At 57.0% G+C, this 26,432-nt stretch carries 25 protein-coding genes and 1 other RNA gene; 7 read left to right on the top strand and 19 right to left on the bottom strand.

All coding sequences use genetic code 11. The features are described from left to right. Positions 1–3 precede the first annotated feature (3 nt). Genes dolP through PAG01S_RS10120 form a run of 4 tightly spaced genes read right to left on the bottom strand, consistent with a single transcriptional unit; the run spans position 4 to position 3,570 of the window. Positions 4–576: a division/outer membrane stress-associated lipid-binding lipoprotein gene (gene dolP / locus PAG01S_RS10135; protein WP_022623923.1), complete on the bottom strand. Its 573-nt coding sequence runs from the start codon at positions 574–576 to the stop codon at positions 4–6. A 14-nt stretch (positions 577–590) separates the two neighbouring features. Further along, entirely contained in the window at positions 591–1,178 is a 588-nt protein-coding gene (gene diaA / locus PAG01S_RS10130; RefSeq protein WP_010256507.1) for a DnaA initiator-associating protein DiaA, read from the bottom strand. A 14-nt stretch (positions 1,179–1,192) separates the two neighbouring features. After that, the gene (locus tag PAG01S_RS10125) at positions 1,193–1,588 is read right to left on the bottom strand and encodes a YraN family protein (RefSeq protein ID WP_062758492.1); all 396 of its coding nucleotides are present in this window, start codon (positions 1,586–1,588) and stop codon (positions 1,193–1,195) included. Further along, positions 1,546–3,570, bottom strand: a complete 2,025-nt coding sequence (locus tag PAG01S_RS10120) for a penicillin-binding protein activator (RefSeq protein ID WP_010256513.1) — start codon at positions 3,568–3,570, stop codon at positions 1,546–1,548. The genes PAG01S_RS10125 and PAG01S_RS10120 overlap by 43 nt, the downstream gene beginning before the upstream one ends. Before the next feature lie 62 nt (positions 3,571–3,632). Here PAG01S_RS10120 and rsmI point away from each other — a divergent pair, with 62 nt between their 5' ends. Next, on the top strand, positions 3,633–4,499 hold the full coding sequence (rsmI, locus tag PAG01S_RS10115) for a 16S rRNA (cytidine(1402)-2'-O)-methyltransferase (RefSeq protein ID WP_010256516.1): 867 nt from the start codon (positions 3,633–3,635) through the stop codon (positions 4,497–4,499). 33 nt (positions 4,500–4,532) lie between these two features. Further along, positions 4,533–4,911, top strand: an RNA gene (rnpB, locus tag PAG01S_RS10110) — RNase P RNA component class A. Positions 4,912–5,278: 367 nt separating this feature from the next. On the opposite strand, the gene PAG01S_RS10105 is transcribed toward rnpB, so the two are convergent. From PAG01S_RS10105 to PAG01S_RS10060, 10 genes are all read right to left on the bottom strand, one after another. Continuing rightward, complete coding sequence (locus tag PAG01S_RS10105; RefSeq protein ID WP_010256519.1) at positions 5,279–6,253, bottom strand: glutathione S-transferase family protein; 975 nt, start codon at positions 6,251–6,253, stop codon at positions 5,279–5,281. A 76-nt stretch (positions 6,254–6,329) separates the two neighbouring features. Then, positions 6,330–6,743 carry a DoxX family protein gene (locus tag PAG01S_RS10100; RefSeq protein WP_010256522.1) on the bottom strand — a complete coding sequence of 138 codons (414 nt, stop codon included), beginning with the start codon at positions 6,741–6,743 and terminating at the stop codon, positions 6,330–6,332. Positions 6,744–6,945: 202 nt separating this feature from the next. After that, positions 6,946–7,230: a YqjK-like family protein gene (locus PAG01S_RS10095; protein WP_010256526.1), complete on the bottom strand. Its 285-nt coding sequence runs from the start codon at positions 7,228–7,230 to the stop codon at positions 6,946–6,948. Further along, on the bottom strand, positions 7,230–7,625 hold the full coding sequence (locus tag PAG01S_RS10090) for a phage holin family protein (protein WP_010256529.1): 396 nt from the start codon (positions 7,623–7,625) through the stop codon (positions 7,230–7,232). The genes PAG01S_RS10095 and PAG01S_RS10090 overlap by 1 nt, the downstream gene beginning before the upstream one ends. Before the next feature lie 2 nt (positions 7,626–7,627). Continuing rightward, entirely contained in the window at positions 7,628–7,933 is a 306-nt protein-coding gene (locus tag PAG01S_RS10085; RefSeq protein WP_010256532.1) for an ElaB/YgaM/YqjD family protein, read from the bottom strand. Between the two features lie 35 nt (positions 7,934–7,968). Continuing rightward, entirely contained in the window at positions 7,969–8,343 is a 375-nt protein-coding gene (locus PAG01S_RS10080; protein WP_010256536.1) for a DUF1090 domain-containing protein, read from the bottom strand. Between the two features lie 194 nt (positions 8,344–8,537). Continuing rightward, positions 8,538–8,885 carry an EnvZ/OmpR regulon moderator MzrA gene (gene mzrA, locus PAG01S_RS10075; protein ID WP_010256540.1) on the bottom strand — a complete coding sequence of 116 codons (348 nt, stop codon included), beginning with the start codon at positions 8,883–8,885 and terminating at the stop codon, positions 8,538–8,540. Beyond that, the gene (locus tag PAG01S_RS10070) at positions 8,885–9,559 is read right to left on the bottom strand and encodes a DedA family protein (RefSeq protein WP_010699781.1); all 675 of its coding nucleotides are present in this window, start codon (positions 9,557–9,559) and stop codon (positions 8,885–8,887) included. Before PAG01S_RS10070 ends, mzrA begins: the two co-directional genes overlap by 1 nt. Positions 9,560–9,883: 324 nt before the next feature. After that, entirely contained in the window at positions 9,884–10,660 is a 777-nt protein-coding gene (gene exuR, locus PAG01S_RS10065; RefSeq protein WP_022623920.1) for a transcriptional regulator ExuR, read from the bottom strand. A gap of 86 nt (positions 10,661–10,746) precedes the next feature. Then, positions 10,747–12,051 carry an MFS transporter gene (locus tag PAG01S_RS10060; RefSeq protein ID WP_010699779.1) on the bottom strand — a complete coding sequence of 435 codons (1,305 nt, stop codon included), beginning with the start codon at positions 12,049–12,051 and terminating at the stop codon, positions 10,747–10,749. A 399-nt stretch (positions 12,052–12,450) separates the two neighbouring features. Here PAG01S_RS10060 and uxaC point away from each other — a divergent pair, with 399 nt between their 5' ends. The 3 genes from uxaC to PAG01S_RS10045 are packed head-to-tail and all read left to right on the top strand — an operon-like array spanning position 12,451 to position 16,812. Beyond that, entirely contained in the window at positions 12,451–13,866 is a 1,416-nt protein-coding gene (gene uxaC, locus PAG01S_RS10055; protein WP_062758489.1) for a glucuronate isomerase, read from the top strand. Between the two features lie 2 nt (positions 13,867–13,868). Beyond that, on the top strand, positions 13,869–15,317 hold the full coding sequence (locus PAG01S_RS10050; protein WP_062758485.1) for a tagaturonate reductase: 1,449 nt from the start codon (positions 13,869–13,871) through the stop codon (positions 15,315–15,317). A 4-nt stretch (positions 15,318–15,321) separates the two neighbouring features. Beyond that, positions 15,322–16,812: a UxaA family hydrolase gene (locus tag PAG01S_RS10045; RefSeq protein WP_062758482.1), complete on the top strand. Its 1,491-nt coding sequence runs from the start codon at positions 15,322–15,324 to the stop codon at positions 16,810–16,812. A gap of 196 nt (positions 16,813–17,008) precedes the next feature. Here PAG01S_RS10045 and sstT read toward each other — a convergent pair whose 3' ends face one another. From sstT to PAG01S_RS10030, 3 genes are all read right to left on the bottom strand, one after another. Continuing rightward, positions 17,009–18,241, bottom strand: a complete 1,233-nt coding sequence (gene sstT / locus PAG01S_RS10040; RefSeq protein ID WP_033785571.1) for a serine/threonine transporter SstT — start codon at positions 18,239–18,241, stop codon at positions 17,009–17,011. Positions 18,242–18,476: 235 nt separating this feature from the next. After that, complete coding sequence (locus PAG01S_RS10035) at positions 18,477–19,445, bottom strand: TerC family protein (RefSeq protein ID WP_010699777.1); 969 nt, start codon at positions 19,443–19,445, stop codon at positions 18,477–18,479. 257 nt (positions 19,446–19,702) lie between these two features. Then, a complete protein-coding gene (locus tag PAG01S_RS10030; protein WP_031590933.1) occupies positions 19,703–20,689 on the bottom strand; it encodes a Gfo/Idh/MocA family protein in 987 nt (328 codons plus the stop codon). Between the two features lie 146 nt (positions 20,690–20,835). Between PAG01S_RS10030 and PAG01S_RS10025 the strand changes: the two genes are divergently transcribed. Further along, positions 20,836–22,524, top strand: a complete 1,689-nt coding sequence (locus PAG01S_RS10025; protein WP_022623916.1) for a chloride channel protein — start codon at positions 20,836–20,838, stop codon at positions 22,522–22,524. On the opposite strand, the gene PAG01S_RS10020 is transcribed toward PAG01S_RS10025, so the two are convergent. Then, positions 22,521–23,024, bottom strand: a complete 504-nt coding sequence (locus PAG01S_RS10020; protein WP_010256568.1) for a M48 metallopeptidase family protein — start codon at positions 23,022–23,024, stop codon at positions 22,521–22,523. The two genes, PAG01S_RS10025 and PAG01S_RS10020, sit on opposite strands and share 4 nt — an antisense overlap. An 83-nt stretch (positions 23,025–23,107) precedes the next feature. Here PAG01S_RS10020 and rlmG point away from each other — a divergent pair, with 83 nt between their 5' ends. Further along, on the top strand, positions 23,108–24,226 hold the full coding sequence (rlmG, locus tag PAG01S_RS10015) for a 23S rRNA (guanine(1835)-N(2))-methyltransferase RlmG (RefSeq protein ID WP_010256571.1): 1,119 nt from the start codon (positions 23,108–23,110) through the stop codon (positions 24,224–24,226). Here rlmG and PAG01S_RS10010 read toward each other — a convergent pair whose 3' ends face one another. Then, positions 24,227–26,245, bottom strand: a complete 2,019-nt coding sequence (locus tag PAG01S_RS10010) for an NADPH-dependent 2,4-dienoyl-CoA reductase (RefSeq protein WP_062758479.1) — start codon at positions 26,243–26,245, stop codon at positions 24,227–24,229. Between the last annotated feature and the right edge of the window lie 187 nt (positions 26,246–26,432).

The following is a 26,432-nucleotide window of genomic DNA, read 5'->3' as shown; positions in this document are numbered from 1 at the left end:
GTACTACTTCAGCATGGTGAAGGCCGTGGTGACGTGCTTCACGCCACTGACGCGGCTGGCGACATCAGCCGCTGCCTGCGCTTCCTGCGGTGTCACCAGACCCAGCAGGAACACTTCGCCATTCTCCGTCGTCACCTTCACGTTGGAGGATTTCACCTGATCGCTGCCCAGCAGCTGCGAGCGGATTTTGGTGGTAATCCAGGTGTCTGACGACGTGGTGCCCAGCGTCACTTTCTGGCCGATACGGATCTCGTTATAGACCTCGGTTGCGCCATCAACGCCCATGGTGATCTGTTTGGCACGATTGGCGATCTCCTGCGAAGGCGCCTGACCGGTCAGCAACACTTTGCCCTGATAGGCCGTGGCGATAATGCGGGCATCGGTTTTAATCTGCTGATCTTTAGCCAGCGCGTTAGTCACGCGTAGCTCCAGCGTGCTGTCATCAACCTGCGTACCCACCGAGCGTGGATCGGTGGCCGTTTTAGTGGCAACCGCTGCGCCACCCGCCACAACCGCAACGCAGCCCTGCAGCAGCATGGCGGTTAACAGAATAGCTATAGCATTCAATGCTTTCATTCGTGCTCCTTCGGTCATTCCTGATGGGGAAAGAGAGTGTTATCGATCAGATCGCATAAGCAATTAACGGTGAGCATATGCATCTCCTGAATACGGGCGCTGCGGTGCGACGGAATGCGGATCTCCACATCCTGCGGACCCAGCAGTCCGGCGAGCTCTCCGCCATCATACCCGGTAAGCGCAACGATAGTCATATCGCGTGTTACCGCCGCTTCCACGGCCTTAACGATGTCACGGGTGTTGCCACGGGTTGAGATAGCCAGTAACACATCGCCTGCGTGTCCCAGAGCGCGCACCTGCTTGGCATAGATTTCATCGTGCAGGCGGTCATTACCAATCGCGGTCAGCATCACGTTGTCGGCGCTCAACGCCAGCGCCGGTAAGCTTGGGCGTTCGGTCTCGAAACGGTTGATCATGCTGGCGGCGAAGTGCTGTGCATTGGCGGATGAGGCACCGTTGCCACAGCTCAGGATTTTATTGCCATTCAGTAACGACTGCACCAGCGTCATAGCGGCGCGGGAGATGGCATCGGGCAACGCTTCGGCTGCGGCAATCTGAGTTTGAATACTTTCGGTAAAACACGCTTTAATTCTGTCCTGCACACGACCACCTGGTTCTAAACGTCTGCATTAAAGGCATTCGGCAGCCACTCGAGCGCCGTGCCGGTAATGGCGATGATGTCGAAACGGCAATACACTGTTTCAAAACTGCCGCCGCGTTGCGCCAGCCAGAGAGCGGCAGCGCGCAGCAGCTTTTGTTGTTTATTCCGGGTTACGCTGGCGAGCGCGCCACCATAACGCGCATCGCGTCGGTAGCGAACTTCAACAAACACCCAACAGTGCCCGTCACGCATTATCAGGTCAAGTTCACCATTGCGAAAGTGAACATTACTGGCGACCCATATCAGGCCAGCCTGCTCCAGATAGCGCCGGGCATCTTCTTCATGCCTGGCGCCAGTCTGACGCCGATTTAGTTGGCCGGTGCGATTTCGCCCCGACGATACTGGTTCCATGTCAACTTCCTGTTGATCACACAATCCGTGTCGGCGCTGAGCTTGCCGGTATTGCCGTCCAGCGTAAAGCCAGGTGACTGACGCATCTGGTTAAAGTGATTCGCCAGCGTCCAGGCATCCATTCCCATGGCATAGAGACGCACCAGCGAATAGTCATTATTGAATGACTTTGATGTCTGCTGCATCAGGCCAGGATTGCTGCCGGAGAGCAGCGGAATATCGCTGAACTGCAGGCCATCCATTTCCAGACGGAAGTCCGGGCCGGCACCGGCTTGCGCGCTGCGCGAACTGGCGTAGAGCGAGATATTGCTGCGACTGCCGGTGCGCATGGTGATCATCGGTTTGATCAGCTGCAGTTCGTCCTGCGTTGAGACGATATAGACTGCATCGACACCACCACCGCTGCTGGTGCTGACCACATCTGGCGTGTTCTGCTGCGGTGCCGGGATAGTCAGGCCCGCAATCGTAACACCCTGCGGCTCGGCAGGTGCAGCGTTCACTGGCGTACCGGATAAGCTGATGCCCGCGCCGCTGTTAATGCCCTGTTTCAGCTCTGAGGTCGAACCAAAGCGCTGCTGCATCACGGTGCTGCCACCCAGCGTCTGCCACTCCTGAGCAAAGGCGTTGGTGACGCGATCGCCCAATCCGCTGCGCGGAACCAGCAACAGCGGCTGGCGTTTGCCCTGATCCCAGATATGGTGCGCCGCATCGCGCGCTTCGTCTTCAGGAGAAAGCGCAAAGTAGCAAATATTCGGATGGTTCTGGATCTTTTCCGGCTCGTTGAGCGCCAGCACATTCAGTGGCGTCTGGCTGTTGGCGACCTTCTCAACGTTGCTCTTCAGCAGCGGACCGACCACGATGGTGGCGCCATCCTGCTGTGCCTGCTGCATCACCTGTTCAATCGGCTGGCTGCTGGTGTCATAGACCTTGATCTGTGCGTTGCTGGCCGGTTCTGCGGCAGCAGGCTGTGATTGAGGCTGTGGCGTCGCGTCGGCAGGCTGTTGCTGCTGCGGCGCGCTGATGGGATCGGTGGAAGAACCAGCAGCGGCAGCGGGTTGGGTGCTGGCGGTTGCATCAGCAGCGGCGGGCTGAGCTGCCGCAGGCTGAGTGACCGGCGCGGAGATGCCATTCTTCGCATCATTAAAGCCTTTCTGAATCGCGTTGGCGAACACCTGAGCCTGGCCATTCAGCGGCAGCAGCAGCGCGATGATGCTGGTTGAAGCTTTGGTGTAGTTCTGCATCTGGCTCAGCTGCGTCGGCAGCGTTTTGGCCGCCGGGTTCTGCGGATAGCGGGTCTGCCAGTCTTTGATGCCTGACTTGAGCATCTCAGCATCCTGCGTGTTGGCGCGCCAGACCGCGAGCAGATCCAGCCAGCCCTGCAGCACATTTTCATCGGCATTGATGACCAGGTTGCTGACTTCCTGCGGCGACATCTGGGTCAGTGTCTGCCAGGTGGCGTCGATATTGCCCTGATGATCGGTGCCTTTCAGCAGCGGCTCCTGGGCAATATAGTTGCGCAGCAGCGAGAGTGAAGGGCGACCCTGTGCGCTGGCGATCTGCAGGCTGTAGTAACGCGCCAGCTGATCCTGCGACAGTGCGCCGGTTTTCACTGCCGCTAACAGCGGTTCGGCGTCTTTGATCTTCTGCTGTGCAATCAGCAATTGCGCTTTCAGCAGCAGGGATTCCTGTTGCTGCGTCTCAGAGAGCTGCTGCGGCAACTGGCTCAGTTGCTGAGTCGCCTCAGGATACTTTCCTTCCTTCAACAGGGCGCGGATTGCAAGTAATTGCCAGTCGGTCTTGCTATCATCGCTGCTTTGCTGCGCTTGCTGCAGATAGTAAGCGGAGCTGGCTGTGACGGGCCCCTGAATATTGACGGTTGAGGTTTGCGGCCCCTGACCGCTACATGCGGCTAAAATCAGCCCAGCAAGAATGACAGGCAGAAAGCGTCCTGCTTTATGACGAACGACTTTTGAAGGAAGCATACTGTATCCAGTGATGTTTTTTTCAAGATGCTCAATATTAAATCGGCAATTCGGATGAAACAATGAAACAACTCGATCGGGCAGAGATTTCTGCCAGCACGCTCTACATCGTTCCAACCCCGATTGGTAATTTGGGTGATATCACCCAGCGGGCGCTGACGGTGCTTTCGAGCGTCGATCTGGTCGCTGCGGAAGATACACGTCATACCGGACTGTTGCTACAACATTTCGCCATCAATGCGCGACTCTTCTCACTTCATGACCACAACGAGCAGCACAAGGCTGAACTGCTGCTGACGAAGCTGCAGGAGGGTCAAAGCATAGCCTTAGTTTCTGATGCTGGCACGCCGCTGATCAACGATCCGGGCTACCATCTGGTGCGTCGCTGCCGTGAAGCGGGCATTCGTGTGGTGCCGCTGCCGGGCGCCTGTGCTGCCATTGCTGCATTAAGTGCCGCAGGACTGCCATCCGATCGTTTCTGTTACGAAGGGTTTCTGCCCGCGAAAACCAAAGGCCGTTGCGACGCCCTGCGGGCGCTGGTGCAGGAGCCGCGCACGCTGATTTTCTATGAGTCGACCCACCGTCTGATCGACAGCCTGCAGGATATGGTGAGTGAGCTGGGTGCCGAACGCTACGTGGTGCTGGCGCGCGAGCTGACCAAAACCTGGGAGTCGATCTACGGTGCACCGGTCGGCGAGCTGCTGGCGTGGGTAAAAGAAGATGAGAATCGTCGCAAAGGCGAGATGGTGCTGATTGTCGAAGGGTACAAGACCGATGATGAAGATGCGTTACCGGCCGATGCGCTGCGTACGCTGGCGCTGCTGCAAAAAGAGCTGCCGTTGAAACGCGCGGCTGCGCTGACCGCTGAGATCCACAGCGTGAAGAAAAATGCGCTTTATAAGTATGCGCTGGAGCAGCAAGAGGCGTGACAAACGCCGGCGAATGTCCTATTATCCCGCGCCGAAGCTGACCAGACAGTCGCCGCTTTGTCGTCGTCCTCACTTGTGGGGAGACGGGCAGAGGGGAGGAAAGTCCGGGCTCCATAGGGCAGGGTGCCAGGTAACGCCTGGGAGGCGCAAGCCTACGACCAGTGCAACAGAGAGCAAACCGCCGATGGCCCAGAAATGGGATCAGGTAAGGGTGAAAGGGTGCGGTAAGAGCGCACCGCGCGACTGGCAACAGTTCGTGGCACGGTAAACTCCACCCGGAGCAAGGCCAAATAGGGGTTCACAAGGTACGGCCCGTACTGAACCCGGGTAGGCTGCTTGAGCCAGTGAGCGATTGCTGGCCTAGATGAATGACTGTCCACGACAGAACCCGGCTTAACGGTCAGCTTCGACTCTTTATCAAAAACCCCGCTTCGGCGGGGTTTTTGCTTTGTGACGCGCGGTGACAGGATGAATGACTGCCCACGACGCTTTATATGAAAAGAACGCGGCTTAACGGTCAGCTTCGACTTTTTATCAAAAACCCCGCTTCGGCGGGGTTTTTGCTTTGTGACGCGCGGTGGTTTGAAGGTCAGCGGTGAGATCGCGCCTGCAAAGGAAACAGGGTCAGATCGGAAAGTCGCAAAATCCGTCATCCCTGACATGCTCGGCCCGCGCCATCCCTGGCGCGGGACGCTTTCCTCTTCTGACCCTGTTCCCTTCGCGTTTAGATTGTCATTGCGGTCAGATTGTATCTGCTCCCTGCGCGATATGCAGGCAGCTTAACCGCGGCCGTGCGGTTCATCCCAGTCAAACGCCGGGCCCAGCGAAATGACGCCGTTCGGGTTGATGGTCTTATGGCTGCAATAGTAGTGATGACGAATATGCGGCAGATTAACCGTCTCTGCGATACCAGGCATCTGATAGATATCACGTAGGAAACCACTCAGGTTTCTGTAGTCACTGATGCGATGGCGATCGCATTTAAAGTGGGTCACATAGACCGGATCAAATCGCACCAGTGTGGTCCACAACCGCAGATCCGCTTCGGTCAATTGATCGCCAGTAAGATAGCGATGCTGGCCTAAAATCTGCTCCAGCCGCGACAGCGAATGGAACAGCGCAGTGACTGCCTCGTCGTAAGCGGACTGAGAAGTGGCAAAGCCTGCTTTGTAAACGCCGTTGTTCACGGTGTCGTAGATCCAGCTATTCAGTTCATCAATCTTTTCGTGCAGAGCAACAGGATAATAATCCCCGGCACGGGCACCGACAGCATCAAACGCACTGTTGAACATGCGGATGATATCGGCAGACTCATTGCTGACGATGGTGTTCTGCTGCTTGTCCCACAATACCGGCACGGTTACGCGGCCACTGTATTGCGGATCGGCGTGCAGATAGAGCTGATAGAGGAACTCATTCTGGTAGAGCTTATCGCCAGTCGCATCCTGAAAACTATCATCGAACGTCCAGCCATTCTCCAGCATCAGCGGATGCACCACGGAGACATCGATCATGCTATCCAGGCCCTTCAGCTGACGCATCAGCAGCGTGCGGTGCGCCCAGGGGCAGGCCAGCGAGACATAAAGATGATAGCGGTCGCGTTCGGCGACAAATCCCGCTTTACCCACCGGGCCAGCACTGCCATCCGCGGTAACCCAGTTGCGGAAAGCCGACTCTGAACGCTTGAAGCGTCCGCCGGTAGATTTGGTGTCGTACCAGGTGTCATGCCAGACACCGTCAATTAACTGTCCCATAATGGCTCCAATGCAAACAGGGCGGGGAAATGTCCCCGCCCTGCTAAGTATATGTGGCATTACGCTTTATGTGAGATTAGCGCGCAATCGCTGGCTGTGTTTTTCTTTTGCTGATCAGGCGATCAATGCTGTATGCACCAGGACCCACCAGACCTAACACCAGGAAACCACCGGCGATAGAGAGGTTCTTCATGAACATCAGCTGGTTCACGCCTTCGGCAAAGTTACTGTGGAACAGAAACGCGGTCAGGATGGTGAAGCCTGCAGTAAACAGGGCAGTGAAACGGGTCAGGAAACCAAACAGGATAGCCAGACCGCCGCCAAACTCCAGCAGGATAACCAGCGGCAGCATAAAGCCCGGGACGCCCATTGCTTCCATATATTGCTGAGTACCTGCATAACCGGTGATTTTGCCCCAGCCAGCCGTAATGAACAGGATTGGCATCAGGATGCGAGCCAGTAACAAACCAACGTCTTCGAATTTTTTCATCATTTACTCCAGCGCTATCAGGGATGCAGGGCAAGCTGCCCGCAAGGTTTATGCCCGCTGAAAGCAGTATTGCGTTCATTGGGTTGATAGCTGGAGATGATAGTCGCGGAGTGGAAAGGTTGTAAGCGAGATATACTGTCAGTGTTTTTCAGAAATTCTGATGAAGAAAAGCCGGCCTTTTCAGGACCGGCTTTTAGCAAAATTAACGCGGTGGCAGAGCGGACTTGATCATGCGCCAGGTACTCCAGGCGCCGAATCCCCGTTTTACCCAGCGTAACAGCATGTTGGGACTGCGAACGGAGTAGATAGCCAGCGCACTGCTGCCAATGGCCAGGTAGCGGCGTAAGCTGAGGAAGGTGAACCAGCCGCGATCGTAATGGGCGGTGCCTTCCAGCCAGTCACGCCGCGCAGCGCTTAAATCCAGCCGCTGCTGCTGCACATGCTTAAGCAGTTCATGGATGCGTTCTTCACGCTCGCGGCGGCTCATCAGCGCTGGTCCTCAAGTAAATCCCGGTCTGTTTCCAGCTCCTTGCGCGTGTGGCGCAACAGCGTGGACTGACGTGATTTGTGAAGCGTCCAGAGCCCCAGAATAACCGCCAGCAGTAGCAGCGTGCCGGTCGTGATGCCAATGGCCATCAGACGGTACTGCGCATCCACTGCCCAGATAATCAGAACCATCAGGCTCATCAGACCAAATGCAGTGAACAGCATTGTCAGGCCAACCATCAACAGCAGCTGAATCAGGTTAGCTTTCTCGTGCTCCAGTTCCACCACTGCCAGACGAACGCGTGTCTCGACCATGCCAACCAGCGTGGTAACAATGCGCTGGCCGATGTTAATGACCCCTTTAGCCGGGCCGTGGTTATGCTGTGAGTCAGCCATAATTATCGACGCGAAATGAGCATGCCCAGTGCGACGCCAATCGCTGCACCGATACCCACACCATGCCATGGATTTTCACGCACGTAGCCTTCGGCTTTTTGCGCCGCTTCGCGGGTGGTCGCAGCAATGCGCTCGCTTGATTCGCCCAGACGTTCACGTGAGCTATCCAGCGCCACACGCGCTTTATTGCGAAGTTTATCCAGCTCGCCTTTGGATTTTTCAGTGCTGCTGCTCAGCACCTCTTCCAGGGTATCGGCCAGGTTTTTCAGTTCAGCACGCAAATGTTCCGATGATGTGTCTTTAGACATAAAATACTCCTTTAACATCAGTTGGTTAGTTCCGATTAATAGGGCTCCGCCTGTAACTTTTTCAGCTCCCGGCGCGCTTCATCCAGTTTTTGTTGTCGCTTAGCAATCTTCTCCTTGTCATGGCCCTCTTCACGCTCTTCCCTGAGTGCGTGCTCACGCTCAGCAACTTTCTGCTTCTGAGCGTTAATTCTTTCCAGATGGGCGGCCTCGAGCTTTTTGTCGCTGCAATCGGCCCGGACTTCTGTCAGCGCGCGCTCCAGACCGTTAACCCGGCGCTGGTTGTTATGCTTCTGCGCCATCCCGATTTCACGCTGAATATCCTGCTCTTTCTGCTCACACAGCGATTCCGCCGCCAGCAGCGAACCCGACAGCGAAAACAGCGCGACTCCCAGTAATACTTGATATTTCATTGGTCCTGGACCCTTCCATTGCGACCTGATCCGTCATCACCCGCGTAATCATATGGCTGCGGGTGCTAAGAATCGACTCTCGCTTAAGCATAGACACCCATAGTAAAAAGTTCAAAGAAGACCGGGAGATAGAGCGCCTTTCAGACCGGCGAGCGATGGCGCGACGGTCTGAAAAGGAGAGGGGAGTCGGGGGATTACGCCAGTGAGAGGTGCTGAGAGTGATCGTGCTGCGCCACAATAAAGCCCTGTGGCAGCAGACGGCGTAACACCTTCTGGGCCGCCAGGCTCTGCTCTTCGCTATCAAAATGGATGATCAGTGCATCACCCGCAGGCGTAATGCTTTTGATACGAATACCCTGCGCACTTAATTGCTGGTAGAGATAAAAACCATCGGGCAGGGTGGCGCCAGCATGGGAAACCCGAATCTGCACTACCGTCTCGTGCTTCATCAGACCGGGGACCACACAAAGCGCGACCAGCGCAAAGACGCCAGCGATCAACCACGGTAACCACCGTTTAGGAATAGCCTGCAGCAGTTTCATTACTCGGCTTTCCCGTTCTGATTCGCCTGACGCTTACGCCATATCACCACCAGCGATCCCACCAGACCAAACACCAGCAGCGCCAGCGGCAGCATCATCAGGAAGAACATCATCTCATCTTCATAACGACGGAAAATCGGGGTTTTACCCAGCGCGAAGCCGATAACGGTCAGAATCACCACCCACAGGAACGCACTTACCCAGTTAAAGAACTGAAAGCGGGCATTACTGAGGCCTGACAATCCGGCGATGGTAGGCAGCAGAGTACGCACAAACGCGATAAAGCGACCAATCAGCAGGGCAGATAAGCCGTGGCGATGGAACATGCTGTGCGCGCGCAGATGATACTGGGCAGGAAGATGGGAGAGCCATTTCTGTACCGTGGGCGTGTTACCCAGCCAGCGGCCCTGTAAGTAGCTCACCCAGCAGCCAAGACTGGCACCGGTCGTTAACACCAGAATCGTCAGGGGGAAGCTCATGGTGCCTTTAGCAATCAGTACGCCGACCAGAATCAGCAGACTGTCACCCGGCAGAAATGCAGCGGGAAGAAGGCCATTTTCTAAAAACAAAATCATAAACAGCACGCCGTAAATGGCCCATACCAGCGTGGGATCGGAGAGGGTTTCGTAGTCCTGCTGCCAGAGGGCATGCAGCAACGATTGCAAAATATCCATCAATTCATTCCTGAACATCATTGTTAAACATGTCCCACAGGGACTTAAACGCAGACCGGCATTTCGTTATAAATTTTAGGAGCGCAGCCTGGGCGGGATTTTCCGGATCCTTCCAGAATTGATTGTTAAATCAGCGACTTTATAACCCCCAGTCGCAAAGGGTAATAAAAGGGCGATAACTGTAACAAAAATCGCCTGTCTGAGACAGGAAAACTCTCTGGCGAACAGGAGTTTTACCTTGTGAAACGGCGTGTAAAAAGGAGCTTTACATGACCTGACACTATTGCAGATTAACTGACCATCTCAGGGCATTTTCAGGCACTTTTAGCGGGCGTTATTGGACCCATCAGGCAGGATGACCGGATTCTCACCAAACATGTATCGATCCACGTTAAATTCAAAATCATCCGCCGTCGCGTTAAACAACATCTGTTTAGTATTTTCCAGATGTTGCCACATCGCCAGTTTGCTGGCGGCGGGATCTTTGCGCATCAGAGCTTTAAGAATCTGATCGTGGTCGTCGCACCAGCTGAGAATGCTGCGCTGGTCGATGTGTTCGTGAAGTTTGAGCCAGTAGGGATTGTGCAGGCGATGCAGCCACATTTTTTCAACGATGGCGGCTAAGGCACTGTTCTGGGTGGATTGCGCGATACGTACATGAAACTGCATATCCCACTCGGAGTCGCGGAAGTGATCCTCCTGGCGGGCTTTTTCCTGAATCGCCATCAGGTCGATAATGTCCTGACGCGTTACCTGCGTTGCAGCGAACTCGGCCACATTACTCTCAATCAGCTGACGAGCCTGGAGCAGTTCGAAGGGGCCAAACGTGGCGAACTCCAGCTGACTGCTGGTGGAAGCGATGCGGTTCTGCTGCTGGCTGGCAATGACGTGGATGCCCGAGCCTTTGCGGACCTCAACATAGCCTTCAACTTCCAGCATGATGATCGCTTCACGTACGACGGTGCGGCTCACTTCCATCTCTTCGGCAATCAGGCGCTCAGCAGGCAGTTTGTCACCCACCGGATAGATCCCGGTTTCAATGCGGCTTTTCAGCTCGCTGGCCAGCTGTTGATAAAGTCGACGGGATTCAGTGAAGTCCATAGCACAATCCTGGTAGCAGACAGATAAGTTGTTATACCACTTCAAGAGGTGCGAGGAAATGGGCTGGCTTGCGCCAGCCCGGCAGATTAACTGCGAACGGCGCTGGCCTGCGGAATAACGGCTTCGGCATTCAGCTCTGAAATGGGTTTATTTTTCAGAACCGTCCAGATAACGACGGCACCCAGCAGATCAAACACCGCCAGCGCGGCAAACAGTGGGCTGAAGCCCAGCGTATCGGCCAGTGCACCGACCACCAGCGCAAACATGGTGCTGGCGGTCCAGGCTGCCATGCCGGTCAGGCCGTTAGCCGTGGCAACTTCATTGCGGCCGAAAACGTCTGAGGAGAGGGTGATCAGCGCGCCAGAGAGGGCCTGATGCGCAAACCCGCCGATGCACAGCAGACCAATAGCGACGTAGGGGCTGGTGAACAGGCCGATGGTGCCCGGCGCAATCATTAACACCGCACCCATCGTCACGACCATCTTGCGGGAGACGATCAGGTTAACGCCGAACCAGCGCTGAAACAGCGGCGGCAGATAGCCACCGAGGATGCAGCCGAAGTCCGCGAACAGCATCGGCATCCAGGCGAACATCGCAATCTCTTTCAGATTGAAGCCGTATACCTTAAACATAAACAGCGGAATCCAGGCGTTGAACGTTCCCCAGGCCGGTTCTGCCAGAAAGCGCGGCAGGGCAATACCCCAGAACTGGCGGTTACGGATAATCTCCAGTGCTGACATTTTGCGGGTGTTGCCGGTCTGATGCTGCGCTTCCTGGCCGGAGATAATATAGTCGCGCTCTTCATCGCTCAGCTTCTTCTGCTGTTTCGGGTGCTTGTAAAACACCAGCCAGCTGAGTGCCCAGGCCATGCTCAGCACACCGGTCATGATAAATGCCATCTGCCAGCTGTGCGCCACGATCGCCCAGACCACCAGCGGCGGAGCCAGCATCGCACCGATAGACGAACCCACGTTAAAGTAGCCCACGGCGACCGAACGCTCTTTAGCCGGGAACCATTCGCTGCTCGCTTTCAGTCCGGCCGGGATCATCGCCGCTTCAGCCGCACCGACTGCGCCACGTGCCAGCGCCAGTCCGCCCCAGCTGCCCGCCATCGCCGTAGCGGCACAGAAAATCGCCCACATAATAGCAAACACCGCGTAGCCGACTTTGGTGCCGAGCAGATCCAGTACATAACCTGCCACCGGTTGCATCAGCGTGTAGCAGGCTGAATAGGCCGCAATTATGTAGGAGTACTGCTGCGTGGTGATATGCAGCTCTGACATTAATGTCGGGGCCGCCACGGCAATGGTGTTACGGGTCAGATACCCCAACACCGTACCGAGCGTCACCAGTCCAATCATGTACCAGCGTAACCCTTTGATCTTACGCATCCTCTACCTCTTCCAGTTCTGTATGCGGTCTTGCCGCTGTTGTTATCTGGAGCGGGACAGCACGTGATGCAGCTCTGCTCACGCCCGCAGGTTCTGTATGAGCAACCCTGTTATGACCTTGCCATTTGTGAGTCGCTAACGACCTCACGATGGGGCGAGAGCCTAACTTGTTATACAACTTTAAAAGTTGAGAGCCATCACAAAAACCCTTTCTGCACTGTGGGATACTGGAAACCTGCGTAATGACAGCCATTTAGCGCGATGCGGGCGACAAAAACGTCCATAACGGCAGCCAGCTACCGCCGTTTATGTGAGCAGGATCGCAAATAAATCCGTAACGGACTAAAATTGGTATGATAACTTTGGGCCATCCGTGGTTCAGTCGATGAGGAAGCATGTATGTCACGTTTCATGACCGAAGATTTTTTGCTGGATACCGAATTCGCCCGTCGTCTCTATCACGACTATGCAAAGAATCAGCCGATTTTCGACTATCACTGCCACTTACCGCCGCAGCAGATTGCCGAAAATCATCGCTTCGCCAACCTTTATGACATCTGGCTGAAGGGCGATCACTATAAGTGGCGGGCCATGCGCGCCAACGGTGTGGCTGAGGCGTTCTGTACCGGTAACGCTAGCGATCGTGAAAAATTTGACGCCTGGGCGCGCACCGTACCGCACACCATCGGCAACCCGCTCTATCACTGGACCCACCTGGAGTTACGCCGGCCTTTCGGTATTACCGATACACTGCTTTCTGAGAAAACGGCTGACAGCATCTGGCATCGCTGCAATGAACTGCTGGCGCAGGATAGCTTTACCACGCGCGGCATCATGCAGCAGATGAAGGTGAAGATGGTGGGCACCACTGACGATCCGCTGGATGACCTGCGCCATCACCGCGCGCTGGCAGACGATGCCAGTTTCAGCGTTAAAGTGCTGCCGAGCTGGCGTCCGGACAAAGCGTTTAATATCGAAGCGGAAACCTTCCTGCCGTGGATCGAGACGCTGGAGCAGCTGACGGATATCAGCGTGCAGCGTTTTGACGATCTGCGCAGCGCACTGCATCAGCGGCTGGATCACTTCGCGGCGCACGGCTGTAAAGTCTCCGATCACGCGCTGGATGTGGTCTGCTACGCCGAGGCGGATGACGCCACGCTGGATGCGATTCTGGCGCGTCGTCGCAGCGGTGCCGCGCCCAACCCGCAGGAAACGGCACAGTTTAAAACGGCGGTGCTGGTCTGGCTGGGCAGCGAATATGCCCGCCGTGGCTGGGTGCAGCAGTATCACATTGGCGCACTGCGCAACACCAATCCGCGCCAGTACCAGCTGCTGGGGCCTGATGTCGGCTTCGATTCGATCAACGACCAGCCGCTGGCCGAACCGCTGGCACGCCTGCTGGGCGCGCAGAATCTTAATAATGCGCTGCCTAAAACCATTCTCTACTGCCTGAACCCGCGCGACAACGAAGTCCTGGCCACTATGGCGGGCAACTTTCAGGGCGAAGGTCAGGCGGGCAAAATGCAGTTTGGTTCAGCCTGGTGGTTCAACGATCAGCTGGATGGTATGCAGCGTCAGATGACACAGCTGGCGCAGATTGGTCTGCTGAGCCGTTTCGTCGGCATGCTGACCGATAGCCGCAGCTTCCTCTCCTACACCCGCCACGAATATTTCCGCCGCTTGCTGTGCCAGATGATAGGCCGCTGGGTGGAGCAGGGTGAAGCGCCAGCCGATGAAGCACTGTTAGGTCAGATGGTACAGAACATCTGCTTCAACAATGCCCGCGATTACTTCGGCATCGAGCTGGGAGCCTGATAATGAAAAGGCTAAACCGTCACGACTTTCCGGGCGCAGTCTATCGCGACCGGGTGATCCAGTTCGGCGAAGGCAACTTCCTGCGCGCCTTTATTGACTGGCAGATCGACTGGCTCAATGAACATCAGGGCACCGATGCCGGGATCGTGGTGGTGCGGCCGCGCAACCGTGAAGTCAGCGACAGCCTGAATCAGCAGGATGGACTCTATACCACACTGATCCGCGGGCTGAACGATCAGGGCGAGCAGGTCAGCGAAACCCGGCTGATCCGCAGTCTCAACCGTGAAATCCAGCCCTGGCAGCAGTTCGGCGAGTTTATGGCGCTGGCCCGTAATCCGGATCTGCGCATGGTCTTCTCCAATACCACCGAAGCGGGCATCGCCTTTGTCGGCACGGATCAGCTTACCGATCAGCCTGCCAGCAGTTTCCCTGGCAAACTGACGCAGCTGCTGTGGGCGCGCTATTCCCACTTCAATGGCGCCAGCGACCGGGGCTGGCTGGTGGTGCCGTGCGAGCTGATTGAACATAACGGCGACACGCTGCGCGATCTGGTGCTGCGCTACGCCGATCAGTGGCATCTGCCCTCCGAATTTAAAACCTGGGTTCATCAGCACTGCGCGTTCTATAACACTCTGGTCGACCGCATCGTCACCGGCTTCCCGGCGGAAAGCGAGCAGCTACAACGCGAGCTGGGTTATGAAGATCGCTATCTGGTGGCGGGCGAAGTCTACTATCAGTTTGTGATTCAGGGGCCGTCGGCGCTGTTTAATGAACTGAAGCTGGCGGCGCTGTCGCCGCAGGTTCGGCATGTGGATGACATTGCGCCCTATAAAGCGCAGAAAGTGGCCATTCTCAATGGCGCGCACACTGCAATGGTACCGGTCGCGTTTCTGGCCGGTATTGAGAGCGTGGGAGAGGCGATGGCCGATCCGGCTATCGCCGGATTTGTGGATAACCTGCTGCGTCACGAAGTGATCCCGACGCTGGATCTGCCTGCCGATGAACTGCACGCGTTTGCCGATGCGGTACAGCGTCGTTTCCGCAATCCGTTTATTCGCCACGCGCTGCTGTCGATTGCCCTTAATGGAATGACCAAATTCCGCACCCGTCTGCTGACGCCACTCCTTGCCGCGCATCAGCAAACCGGCGAGTGGCCGACACATATCACTTTTGCGCTGGCCGCGCTGATCGCTTTTTATCGCGGCGAGTCAGCCGGCAAAAGCTGGCCATTGCAGGACGAGCCGCAGTGGTTACAGCGCTACGCCGACGCCTGGAAAGCACTTGATGCGGATCAGCTGTCACCGCAACAGCTGGTGAACGGCGTACTCAGCGACGCGCAACACTGGGGTGAAGATTTAACCCGTCAGCCCGGACTGGCTGCGGCTGTCACCCAACACCTGCAAAATATCATCGCCCACGGAATGCGTGAGGCGCTGAGCCAACTGAGATAACGCTATGCAAGACGCAATTAAAATTGATCCCCGCGACAATGTCGCCGTGGCGTTACGTGATTTAGACGCGGGCGCCATGATAGAGCTGCCGCCACTGAGTGTGGCGGTGCAACAGGCGGTCGGACGCGGGCATAAATTTGCCCTGCAGCCTATCGCGCAGGATGAGCTGGTGATCAAATATGGGCTGCCGATTGCCCATGCCACGCAGCCTGTGGCCGCCGGTGAGTTAATCCATTCGCAGAACGCCCGCACCAATCTCAGCGATCTGGATCAGTATGCGTATCAGCCCGAGTTTGTGACGCTGCCGCCGCAGCCGGGTGACCGTGAGGTGCAGATCTACCGTCGTGCTAACGGCGAGGTTGGCATCCGCAATGAGCTGTGGATCCTGCCAACCGTCGGCTGCGTCAACGGCATTGCGCGTCAGATCCTGCAGCGTTTCCTGAAAGAGACGCAGGAGGCAGAAGATATCGATGGCGCGTTCCTGTTCAGCCATACCTTCGGTTGTTCGCAGCTGGGGCAGGATCACGAAAACACCCGCACCATGCTGCAGAACATGGTGCGCCATCCTAATGCTGGCGCGGTGCTGGTGATTGGTCTCGGCTGCGAAAACAATCAGGTTGATGCCTTCCGTGACACCCTCGGCGCGTTTGAAAGCGACCGGGTCGAGTTTATGGTGTGCCAGCAGCATGACGATGAGGTGGAAGCCGGGCTGGAGCGGCTGCACGCATTGTATGAAAAAATGCATCACGACCAGCGCGAGCCGGGCAAACTCAGCGAGCTGAAGTTTGGTCTGGAGTGCGGCGGTTCGGATGGTTTGTCTGGCATCACCGCCAATCCGTTGCTGGGACGTTTCTCGGACCAGATGATCGCCAATGGCGGCACGACCGTACTGACCGAAGTACCGGAAATGTTTGGCGCAGAACGGATTCTGATGAGTCGCTGTCGCGACGAGGAGACCTTCAGCAAAACGGTGGCGATGATCAACGATTTCAAACAGTATTTTATCGATCACCAGCAGCCGATCTACGAAAACCCGTCGCCAGGCAACAAAGCGGGCGGTATCACCACGCTGGAGGAGAAGTCGCTGGGCTGTACTCAGAAAGCGGGGCAGAGCCAGGTGGTCGATGTGCTGAAGTATGGCGAACGGTTAAAAACGCCGGGGCTGAATCTGCTGAGTGCGCCGGGCAATGATGCGGTCGCCACCAGTGCGCTGGCGGGAGCCGGTTGCCACATGGTGCTGTTCAGTACCGGACGCGGCACACCTTATGGCGGTTTTGTGCCGACGGTGAAGCTGGCCACCAATACGCCGCTGGCGGAGAAGAAACCGCACTGGATCGACTTTAATGCCGGACGGTTGATCGAGGGAATGAGTATGGATGCGATGCTGGAAGACTTTGTCGACAGCATTGTGGCGATTGCCAGTGGTCAGCCGACCAACAACGAGAAGAACGATTTCCGCGAGCTGGCGATTTTCAAAAGCGGTGTGACGCTATAGTTTGTCAGGCAAACAATGGCGATCCTGATGTTGTTATTACCGTCGGTTAATCCTGTGCCCTTCGTGGGTGGCAGAGTCCGATCGCAAAGTCGCTTAAAGCATCCCTGCTCGCTCGGCCCGCGCCTTCCCTGGCGCGGGACGCTTTGCTTTTCGGACTCTGCCACCCACTCTTTGAGCTTTTGAGCTATCTGAAAGGTTAAGCCCGGCTGGTTTCGCGCTCCGCTTCTGCCTGACAGACGGCGGCGGTAAACAGAATATCGGTTGAGGAGTTCAGCGCGGTTTCCGCCGAATCCTGCAGGACGCCGATAATAAAGCCGACCGCCACCACCTGCATTGCCAGATCATTCGGAATGCCGAACATGTTACAGGCCACCGGGATCAGCAGCAGCGAACCGCCCGCCACGCCAGATGCACCACAGGCACAGAGTGATGCCACCAGACTCAGCAGAATCGCCGTCGGCACATCAATGCTGATCCCCAGCGTATGCACCGCCGCCAGCGTCAGCACGGTAATGGTAATCGATGCCCCCGCCATACTGATGGTTGCGCCCAGCGGAATCGACACCGAATAGGTATCCTCATCCAGATCCAGACGTTTCGCCAGCGCCATATTCACCGGAATGTTGGCGGCAGAACTGCGGGTAAAGAAGGCGGTCACGCCGCTTTCGCGCAGGCAGGTGAAGACCAGTGGATAGGGGTTGCGACGGATTTTATAGAACACCAGCAGCGGGTTCACCACCAGCGCCATCAGCAGCATACAGCCCAGCAGCAGCGCCAGCAGATGCGCATATTGCCACAGCGCGCCAAAGCCGGTAGACGCGAGGATCGAGGCCACCAGACCGAAAATACCAATCGGCGCGCAGCGAATCACGCAGCGTACCAGCCAGGTCACCGCATGAGAGGCATCATTGAGAAAGGCGCGGGTAGTGTCACTGCTGTGACGGAAAGCCAGCCCGAGACCAATTGCCCACACCAGAATGCCGATGTAGTTGGCATTCATCAGGGCCGTGATTGGATTCGACACCATGCTCATCAGCAGTCCGCGTAACACTTCGGTAATGCCGGATGGTGGTGTGATTTCCGTGGTGCCCACCGCCAGCGTCAGCGTCTGCGGGATCAGATGGCTGAAGACCACCGCGACCACCGCCGCGAAAAAGGTGCTCAGCAGATAAAGCATAATAATCGGCCGGATATTGCTCTTCTGGCCCTGCTGGTGGTTGGCAATCGAGGCGATTACCAGCATCAGTACCAGCAATGGCGCGACCGCTTTCAGCGCACTGACAAACAGTTCACCCAGCAGACCGACCGCGATCGCGGCATCGTGTGAAATCCAGGCGAGCGCCACACCGGCGATCAGCCCAATCATGATTTGCTTCACCAGGCTACCGGCGAGCAGCGTACCCAGACGTGCGGAGAGAGTTTTCTGCATAATATTTTCTATATTTTGTCGCGGATGTAGTTTCAGACGCGATGTTTTGCATCGGCTAAAACGGTTTGCCCGGCGGAGTATAAGGAAAAGATCGGACGAGAAAAGAGAAAGTTCTGTCACTGTGGAGCAGGTCAGATTTTTATTATGCTGGATAGTGGAAGTGTGACAGAGGGATGAAATGGCGTGACAGGCTGCCACAAAATAAAACAGGGGCATCGGCTGCCCCTGCAGGTAATTATGGTGCGAGCTTTTTCTGGTCTCTTTTGCGGTTAACCCAGGCATTAATCAGCAGGGTTGATGCCAGAATGGCACCGACCACACCCAGCGAGATACCGACCGGGATATGGTAGAGGTCGACAATCAGCATCTTAAAGCCGATGAACACCAGCACAATCGCCAGGCCATACTTCAGCATCGAGAACCGTTCCGCCACGTTTGCCAGCAGGAAGTACATGGCACGCAAACCCAGGATAGCGAACAGGTTTGAGGTCAGTACGATAAACGGGTCAGTGGTCACGGCGAAGATCGCCGGGATACTGTCGACCGCAAAGATCACGTCGCTGATTTCCACCATGATCAGCACCAGCAGCAGTGGCGTCGCAAACAGCACGCCGTTTTTGCGGGTGAAGAACTTCTCGCCGTCGAGATCGTCAGTCATGCGCAGATGCTTACGCAGCCAGCGCACCACAGGTTTTTCGCCCACCGCGCTGTCATCCTCTTTCGCCAGCGCCATTTTCACACCGGTGAACAGCAGGAAGGCACCGAACACATAGAGGATCCAGCTGAACTGCGTGACCAGCCAGCTACCGGCGAAGATCATGATGGTACGCAGCACGATAGCGCCTAATACCCCATAGATCAGCACCCGGCGCTGCAGATTGGCCGGAATAGAGAAGTAACTGAACAGCATCAGCCAGACGAAGACGTTATCCACCGCCAGCGCTTTTTCCAGCACGTAACCGGTCAGGAAGGCGAGCGTCTGCGTGTTAGCGACTTCACGTCCCGCGCTGCCCTCCAGATACCACCAGAAGGCGGCGCTGAACAGCAGTGAGACTGAAACCCAGATCAGCGACCAGACGGCCGCCTGTTTGAAAGACATGGTCTGCGCGCCACGGCGTCCCTGCAACAGCAGGTCGATAGCCAGCATGATAAGCACCACAACCGCAAAGCTGCCCCACAGTAAAGGCGTACCCACAGTTTGCATATTCGTATCCTGTCCGAAAAATAAAAAAAAACGGCTGAAGTCAGAAGACGTCAGCCGCTTATTTTTGTGTAAGCAAACCTCGCCTTCCGGCAAGGTCTCACTTACAACACAGAAATTGATTCCGGGTTGCCTGATGACCGGATGCTTTCGCATCGTAATGACGATCAATCAGCTTACAAGTTACTCCCCTTTGCAGGAGGGTAAGTTACGGTTTAGCCGCACAGGAAGCAACACCTCTCAGACATATTTAGAAATATTTACACAGCAGCCTGGTCGGCCGGGAAGATCACGCCGGTCTGGCGGCGTATCTCAGTCAGCAGCGATGCAGTAATCCGCGAAACCTCAAGCGAAGGGTGGTCCACCTGGCGCTGCTCAACCAGCCGGGCAAAAGCGGCGGCCTCATACAGCATAGTGTTGATATGCTGCGGCTGGCTCAGCGTCTGCTTTTCCGCGCCCCGCGGCACAAACGTCAGCTGCTGGCACTCCGATAACTTCTCTATCACCAGCGCGCCCGCTTCACCCTGAATCTCGCTGGGGAGGCTGGAATCACTCACCTTCGAATGCAGAATCGTCACATCGAAATCACCGTAACTCAGCACCACCACGCCGTGCGCGTCCACGCCGCTCGCAAGCAAAGTCGCGCTGGCCTGCACGCGATCTGGCTCGCCCCACAGCGTCACCGCCGAGGCCAGGCAGTAATAACCGATATCCATAATTGAGCCATTCGACCAGCGCGGATCAAAGGTATTGGGGTTCTCACCGTTGAGATAGCGTGGGTAGCGTGAGGAGTACTGGCAGTAATTCAGCAGCGCTTTTCGCAGTTTACCCACGTCAGGCAGTGCCTGCTGCAGCCGCAGGAAATTAGGCAGGCTGGCAGTTTTAAACGCCTCAAACAGCACCACCTGATGCTCACGGGCGCAGGCGATCATCTGTTCCACTTCTGCCAGGTTAGAGGCCAGCGGTTTTTCGCAAATCACATGCTTGCCGTGCGACATAAACAGCAGCGCCTGCTGGCAGTGCAGGGCGTTGGGGCTGGCCAGATAGACCGCATCGATCTCCGGGCTGGCGGCCAGCGCTTCCAGTGAGGTAAAGGTCTGTTTGCAGGGATAATCGGCGATAAAGGCCTCAGCCTGCTGCTGACTGCGTGAATAGACCGCACAGAGCTTCATCGCTCCGGTTTCATGAGCGGCATCAATAAACTGGCGTGTAATCCAGTTTGTTCCCACAATGGCAAAACGAATCACGTCATCTCTCCGGCAGCTGTAAAGCGGCAGAGTAACATCTCACCCACGCTGTGCAATGGTGCCGGGCGGGCAGGGATTGATCCTGCGATCCGCATTCCAATAATATGCGGAAGCGATGATGTTTATGTACCAACCAGGGAGCGCAGGTGAAAGCAAGTAAGCACGCATTAAACTGGACCACACTTCTGATCGCCATTCCGGTCGGGTGTGCGGCGTCGCTGGTGACGCTGGCTTTCCGCGGCGTGATTGAACTGATCAACCATCTGCTGTTTGCCCGCAGTGGCGAAATAACCGAATCCCTGCATCTCTGGCCGTGGATATTCTGGCCGCTGCTGGTGGGGGCGGGCGGCGTACTGGCGGGCTATTTTCTGCGTTATGCCGTTGCCATCGAGCAGCAGCAGACGGTGAAAACGGATTACCTTGAAGTGATCAACGCCCGGCTGGATGCGGTGCCGACCCGGACCTCACTGTTCCGCGCCTTATCGTCGATTGCCAGTATCGGCAGCGGCGCCTCGATAGGTAAAGAGGGGCCGATGGTGCAGCTCTCGGCACTGTGCGGCAGTGCGATTGGTCGCCTGTTACCGGCCTCACTTAACCTGAAAAACAGTGACGTGGTGGCGATGGCGGCGGCGGCGGGCCTCGCGTCGGTTTACCATGCGCCGCTGGCGTCGGCGATTTTTGTGGCGGAAATCGCCTTCGGCATTTCTGCGTTGCAGCGGCTGATCCCCCTGATCATCGCTGCCGCCACGGCGGTGATGACCATGTGGACGCTGGGTTTTCGCAGCGCGCTCTATCCGCTGGCAGACGCGAACTTCGCCATGGATCTCAGCAGCCTGCTGATGACGGTGGTGATTGGTCTGTGCGCCGGTCTGGCGGGCTGGATCGTGATTAAATGCATCGCCCGCAGCAAAGTGCTGTTCAGCCGGGTCGCCTCCCTGCCGCTGCGCCTCGGGGCGGGCGGCTTTGCGGTCGGCTTACTGGCGCTGATCTCCACTGATATCCTCGGCAACGGTTACGAGGTGATCGTCAAAGTGATGGCAGGGCACTACCTGCTGCCGGGTTTGCTGCTGTTGCTGGTGCTGAAAACCCTCGCTACCAGCCTGTCGGTAGGCTCGAACGCCGTCGGCGGACTCTTTACCCCTTCGCTGCTGATTGGCGCGCTGCTGGGGGTGATCATCGCGACGGTGGGTGCGGCGCTGCATCTGCCGCTCGGCAACGTGCTGCTCTATGCCGCGATTGGTATGGCGGCGGTGCTGGCAGCGGTCAGTCAGGCGCCGTTGATGGCGATGCTGATGGTGCTGGAGATGACGCTCAACAGCAGCCTGCTGTTTCCGCTGATGATCGCCACGGTGCTGGCGTCGATGGTGGTCTATCGCCTGCAATCCGCCAGTACCTATCCGGTCGTGAGTCATCACTTCAGCCGTTCAGAAGCGAAATATGATTTCGATAATATGCGCATTGCCGAGCTGATTATTGCGGGTGCGGCGTTGCAGCCGGAGGAGTCGGTGGGGCAGGCGCTGGCGGTCAGCTCCCTGAAGCGTGAACGCTATGTTTATGTGATCAACGCCGCGGGCGCTTTCCTCGGTGTGGTCTCGATTCATGAGATTTCGCGCCGGGTGCTGGCACAGGAGATCACCCTCGACTCACCGGTGCAGTGCGTGATGGATCAGGATTTCCCGGTGGTGTATCAGAATCAGAGTATGCGTGAGGGATGGGAAGCCTTTGCGGCGGTGACACTGGAGCGGTTGCCGGTGCTCAACAATCCGCAGGAACGGCGCTTTCTGGGGGCGCTGACCAAAACCAGTCTGATTCAGAAAGCGCAGGAGTTTCTTTAAGCCGCGTTGCCGCGCATCGCCTGGTCCGTCATCCACAGTCGCGCATCAAATTCGAGCTGGTGATAATCCGGCTCCATATGGCAGCAGAGCTGGTAGAACGCCTTATCGTGATCTTTCTCTTTAAGGTGTGCCAGCTCATGCACCACGATCATCCGCAGAAACGGCTCTGGCGCGAGGCGGAAAAAGGTCGAGATACGGATTTCCGCTTTCGCCTTAAGCTTACCGCCCTGAATCCGCGAGATGGCTGTGTGCAGCCCGAGTGCATGCTTCATCACCTTAATCTTGTTATCCCACATCACTTTGCTGATCGGCGGCGCATTGCGCATATAGCGATTTTTCAGCGCCTGCGTGTAGTCATACAGCGCTTTATCACTCATCACGTCATGAGTGTCAGGATAACGTTCCTGCAGGAACGCACCTAAGCGCTGATGGGCGATCAACGACTGAACCTGCTCAAGAAGGGGGGCAGGATAACCCTGAAGGTAGATCAGTGAGGACATTAGGGATTCCAGGCGAAAGACAGTATACTGCGCCCCCGATTTTGGGGCGAAAATCAACCAAAGTGTACCACGCCGGAGAATTCATGAGCCAACTTGAACTGAACGATCGCACACTGATCCTGCATCGCTTCCCGCAGATGCGTGACGAAAGTCCATTACAAGCCTGGGATGCGGCTGATGAATATCTGTTACAGCAGGCGCTGCCAGAGGGGCCGGTGCTGGTCTTCAACGACAGTTTCGGGGCCTTAACCTGCGCCCTGAATTCGCGTACCGTCTGGCACGTCAGCGACTCCTGGTTGAGCCAGCAGGCCGCCCGTCAGAACCTGACCTTTAATGGGCTGGATGACAGCGACGTTCACTTTGTTGATAGCCTGGCGGAACTGCCTGCTTCACCTGCGGCTGTGCTGATCAAGGTGCCTAAAACCCTGGCGCTGCTGGAGCACCAGCTGCGCGCCATTCGCGAAGTCGTCACGCCTGATACGGTGATTCTGGCGGCAGCGCGCGCCAAAGAGATCCATAACTCTACCCTGCAGCTGTTCGAACAGATCATTGGTGAAACCAAAACCTCACTGGCGTGGAAAAAAGCGCGTCTGATCTACAGCCAGTTCAGCAAGCCTGCACTGCGCGAGGCCACGCCGACGCTGGTCTGGCCGCTGGATGGCACCCCTTATCAGATTCACAACTACGCCAACGTCTTCTCGCGCGCTTCGCTGGATATCGGCGCACGGCTCTTTGTGCAGCATCTGCCGGAAAACATTGAGGGCGAGATTGTCGATCTCGGCTGTGGTAACGGCGTGGTGGGACTGGTGGCGCTGGAGCAGAACCCGCAGGCCGAGGTGCATTTCCTTGATGAGTCTTACATGGCGGTCGCTTCCAGCAAGCTTAACGTGGAAGTGAACCGTCCTGAGGATCTGTCACGCTGTCAGTTCCTGGTGAACAACGTGCTGAGCGGCTATCCGTCAGATCGGCTGCACGCGGTGCTGTGCAACCCGCCGTTCCATCAGCAGCACGCGGTGACCGATCACCTGGCATGGCAGATGTTCCGTGATGCCAAACGCTGCCTTCAGTATGGCGGCGAGTTGCGTATTGTCGGCAACCGCCACCTCGATTATCACCACAAGCTGAAGAAGCTGTTTGGTAACTGTACGCTGATCGCCTCTAACCAGAAGTTCGTGGTGCTTCGCGCGGTGAAAATGCGTTAGTCAGACGGTTAATGCCAGCTGCGTCGCCTGCGCAATCGCACGGCGCGCATCCAGCTCCTGCGCCACATCTGCACCGCCGATGACTGTCACCCTCTGTCCTTTTGCACGCAGCGCGGCTTCCAGTTCGCGCTGCGGCTCCTGTCCGGCACAGATAATCACATTATCGACCTCCAGCAACAGCGTTTCGCCGTTGCGCCGCAGATGCAGGCCGCTGTCATCAATCGCCAGATACTCAACGCCGCCCCACATCTCAACGCCCTGCGCCTGCAGACTGGCGCGATGGATCCAGCCGGTGGTTTTTGCCAGTCCGGCACCCGGTTTTCCCGATCGCCGTTGCAGCAGCCAGATTTGCCGTAACGCGGCAGGCGGCTCGGGTTTCATCACGCCGCCACGCTGCGTCAGGCTGTGGTCGATGCCCCATTCGGCATAAAACGCCGCCAGATCCTCGTCATGGGATGGCTGTGACAGATACTCCGCCACATCAAAGCCAATACCGCCTGCGCCGATAATCGCCACCCGTTTCCCCACCGGGCGCTTATCGCGCAGCACCTCCAGATAGCTCAGCACGCTGGGGTGGTCGATGCCCGGAATATCGGGCGTACGCGGCTGAATGCCGGTCGCCAGCACCACTTCATCGGCGTCACTCAGCTGATCCGCCGTCACCCGACAGCCCGTCTGAACCGTCACGCCTGCGGCCGCCAGCTCATGCCGGAAATAGCGCAGCGTTTCGCTGAACTCCGATTTGCCAGGAATCAGCCGGGCAATATTGAACTGGCCGCCTATCTCCGGCGCGGCCTCATAGAGGGTTACCTGATGGCCGCGCTGCGCCGCCTGTAGCGCAAACGCCATGCCGGCCGGACCGGCGCCCACTACGGCCAGCCTGCGCGGGGCGGTGCTGGCGATGACCGGCATCAGCGACTCATGGCAGGCGCGCGGATTGACCAGGCAGGAGGTGATTTTACCGGCGAACACCTGATCGAGGCAGGCCTGATTACAGGCAATGCAGGTGTTGATGCTGTCCGGTTCACCGCGCTGGGCTTTAGTGACAAAGGCGGGATCGGCGAGAAAAGGGCGCGCCATCGACACCATATCGGCGCAGCCGGACTGCAACAGCTGCTCGGCGACGGCGGGATGGTTGATGCGATTGGTTGCGATGACCGGCACCTTCACCTGTTCACGCAGGCGCTGCGTCACCCACGCAAAGGCCGCGCGCGGCACGCAGGTGGCGATGGTCGGGATGCGCGCCTCATGCCAGCCAATACCGGTATTAAACAGCGTGACGCCGCACTGCTCCAGCTCGCCCGCCAGCAACAGCGTCTCCTCCAGCGTACTGCCCTCTTCGATCAGGTCGAGCATCGACAACCGGAAGATGATGATAAAGGCGTCACCGGTCGCGGCGCGAACGGCGCGGGTAATCGCCAGTGCGAATTGCATCCGCTGCCGGAAGTCGCCACCCCAGCGATCGGTGCGCTGATTGGTGTGCTTCACCAGAAACTGATTAATCAGGTAGCCTTCGGAACCCATGATCTCCACGCCATCGTAGCCCGCCTGCTGTGCCAGTCGGGCGCAGCGGGCAAAGTCATCAATGGTCTGTTCAATCGCCGCCTCGCTCATCGCCTGTGGCGTAAACGGGTTAATTGGCGCCTGGCGTGCCGAGGGCGCAACCAGATCGGGCTGATAGCTGTAACGACCGGTATGCAGGATCTGCAGGGCGATTTTGCCCTGATGCTGATGTACCGCCTCCGTAATCTGCCGGTGCCAGTCACATTGCGTCTCGTCGGTGAGCATCGCGCCATGCGCGGTGGTGACACCCTGGGCATTGGGGGCGATGCCGCCGGTGACGATCAGCGCGACACCTTCACGCGCCCGCTCGCCGTAGAAAGCCGCCAGCCGGGCTGCGCCATCCGGGTGTTCTTCCAGTCCGGTGTGCATTGACCCCATCAGAAAGCGGTTTTTCAGTCGGGTAAAGCCAAGGTCAAGCGGCGTAAACAGCGCAGGATAATCAGGATTGACGGACATGATAGTCACTCACGGTAAAGTGGTCGGATGAGTTCACTCTAGCCACTTCTGCGTTAAAAAAAAGTGAAAGAATGTCAGGGTGTGAGTGAAATCATAAACAACGGCAGGGGAGTGAGGTGAGTAACAAAGAGTGGGCGGAGCTAGCCCGTGCCTTGCGCAAAGAAGTTAAGACCGCCATCCGTGGCCC

Source organism: Pantoea agglomerans NBRC 102470 (assembly GCF_001598475.1).
In the GTDB taxonomy this organism is placed as follows: domain Bacteria; phylum Pseudomonadota; class Gammaproteobacteria; order Enterobacterales; family Enterobacteriaceae; genus Pantoea; species Pantoea agglomerans.
This window is presented reverse-complemented; position numbering and strand designations above follow the sequence as displayed.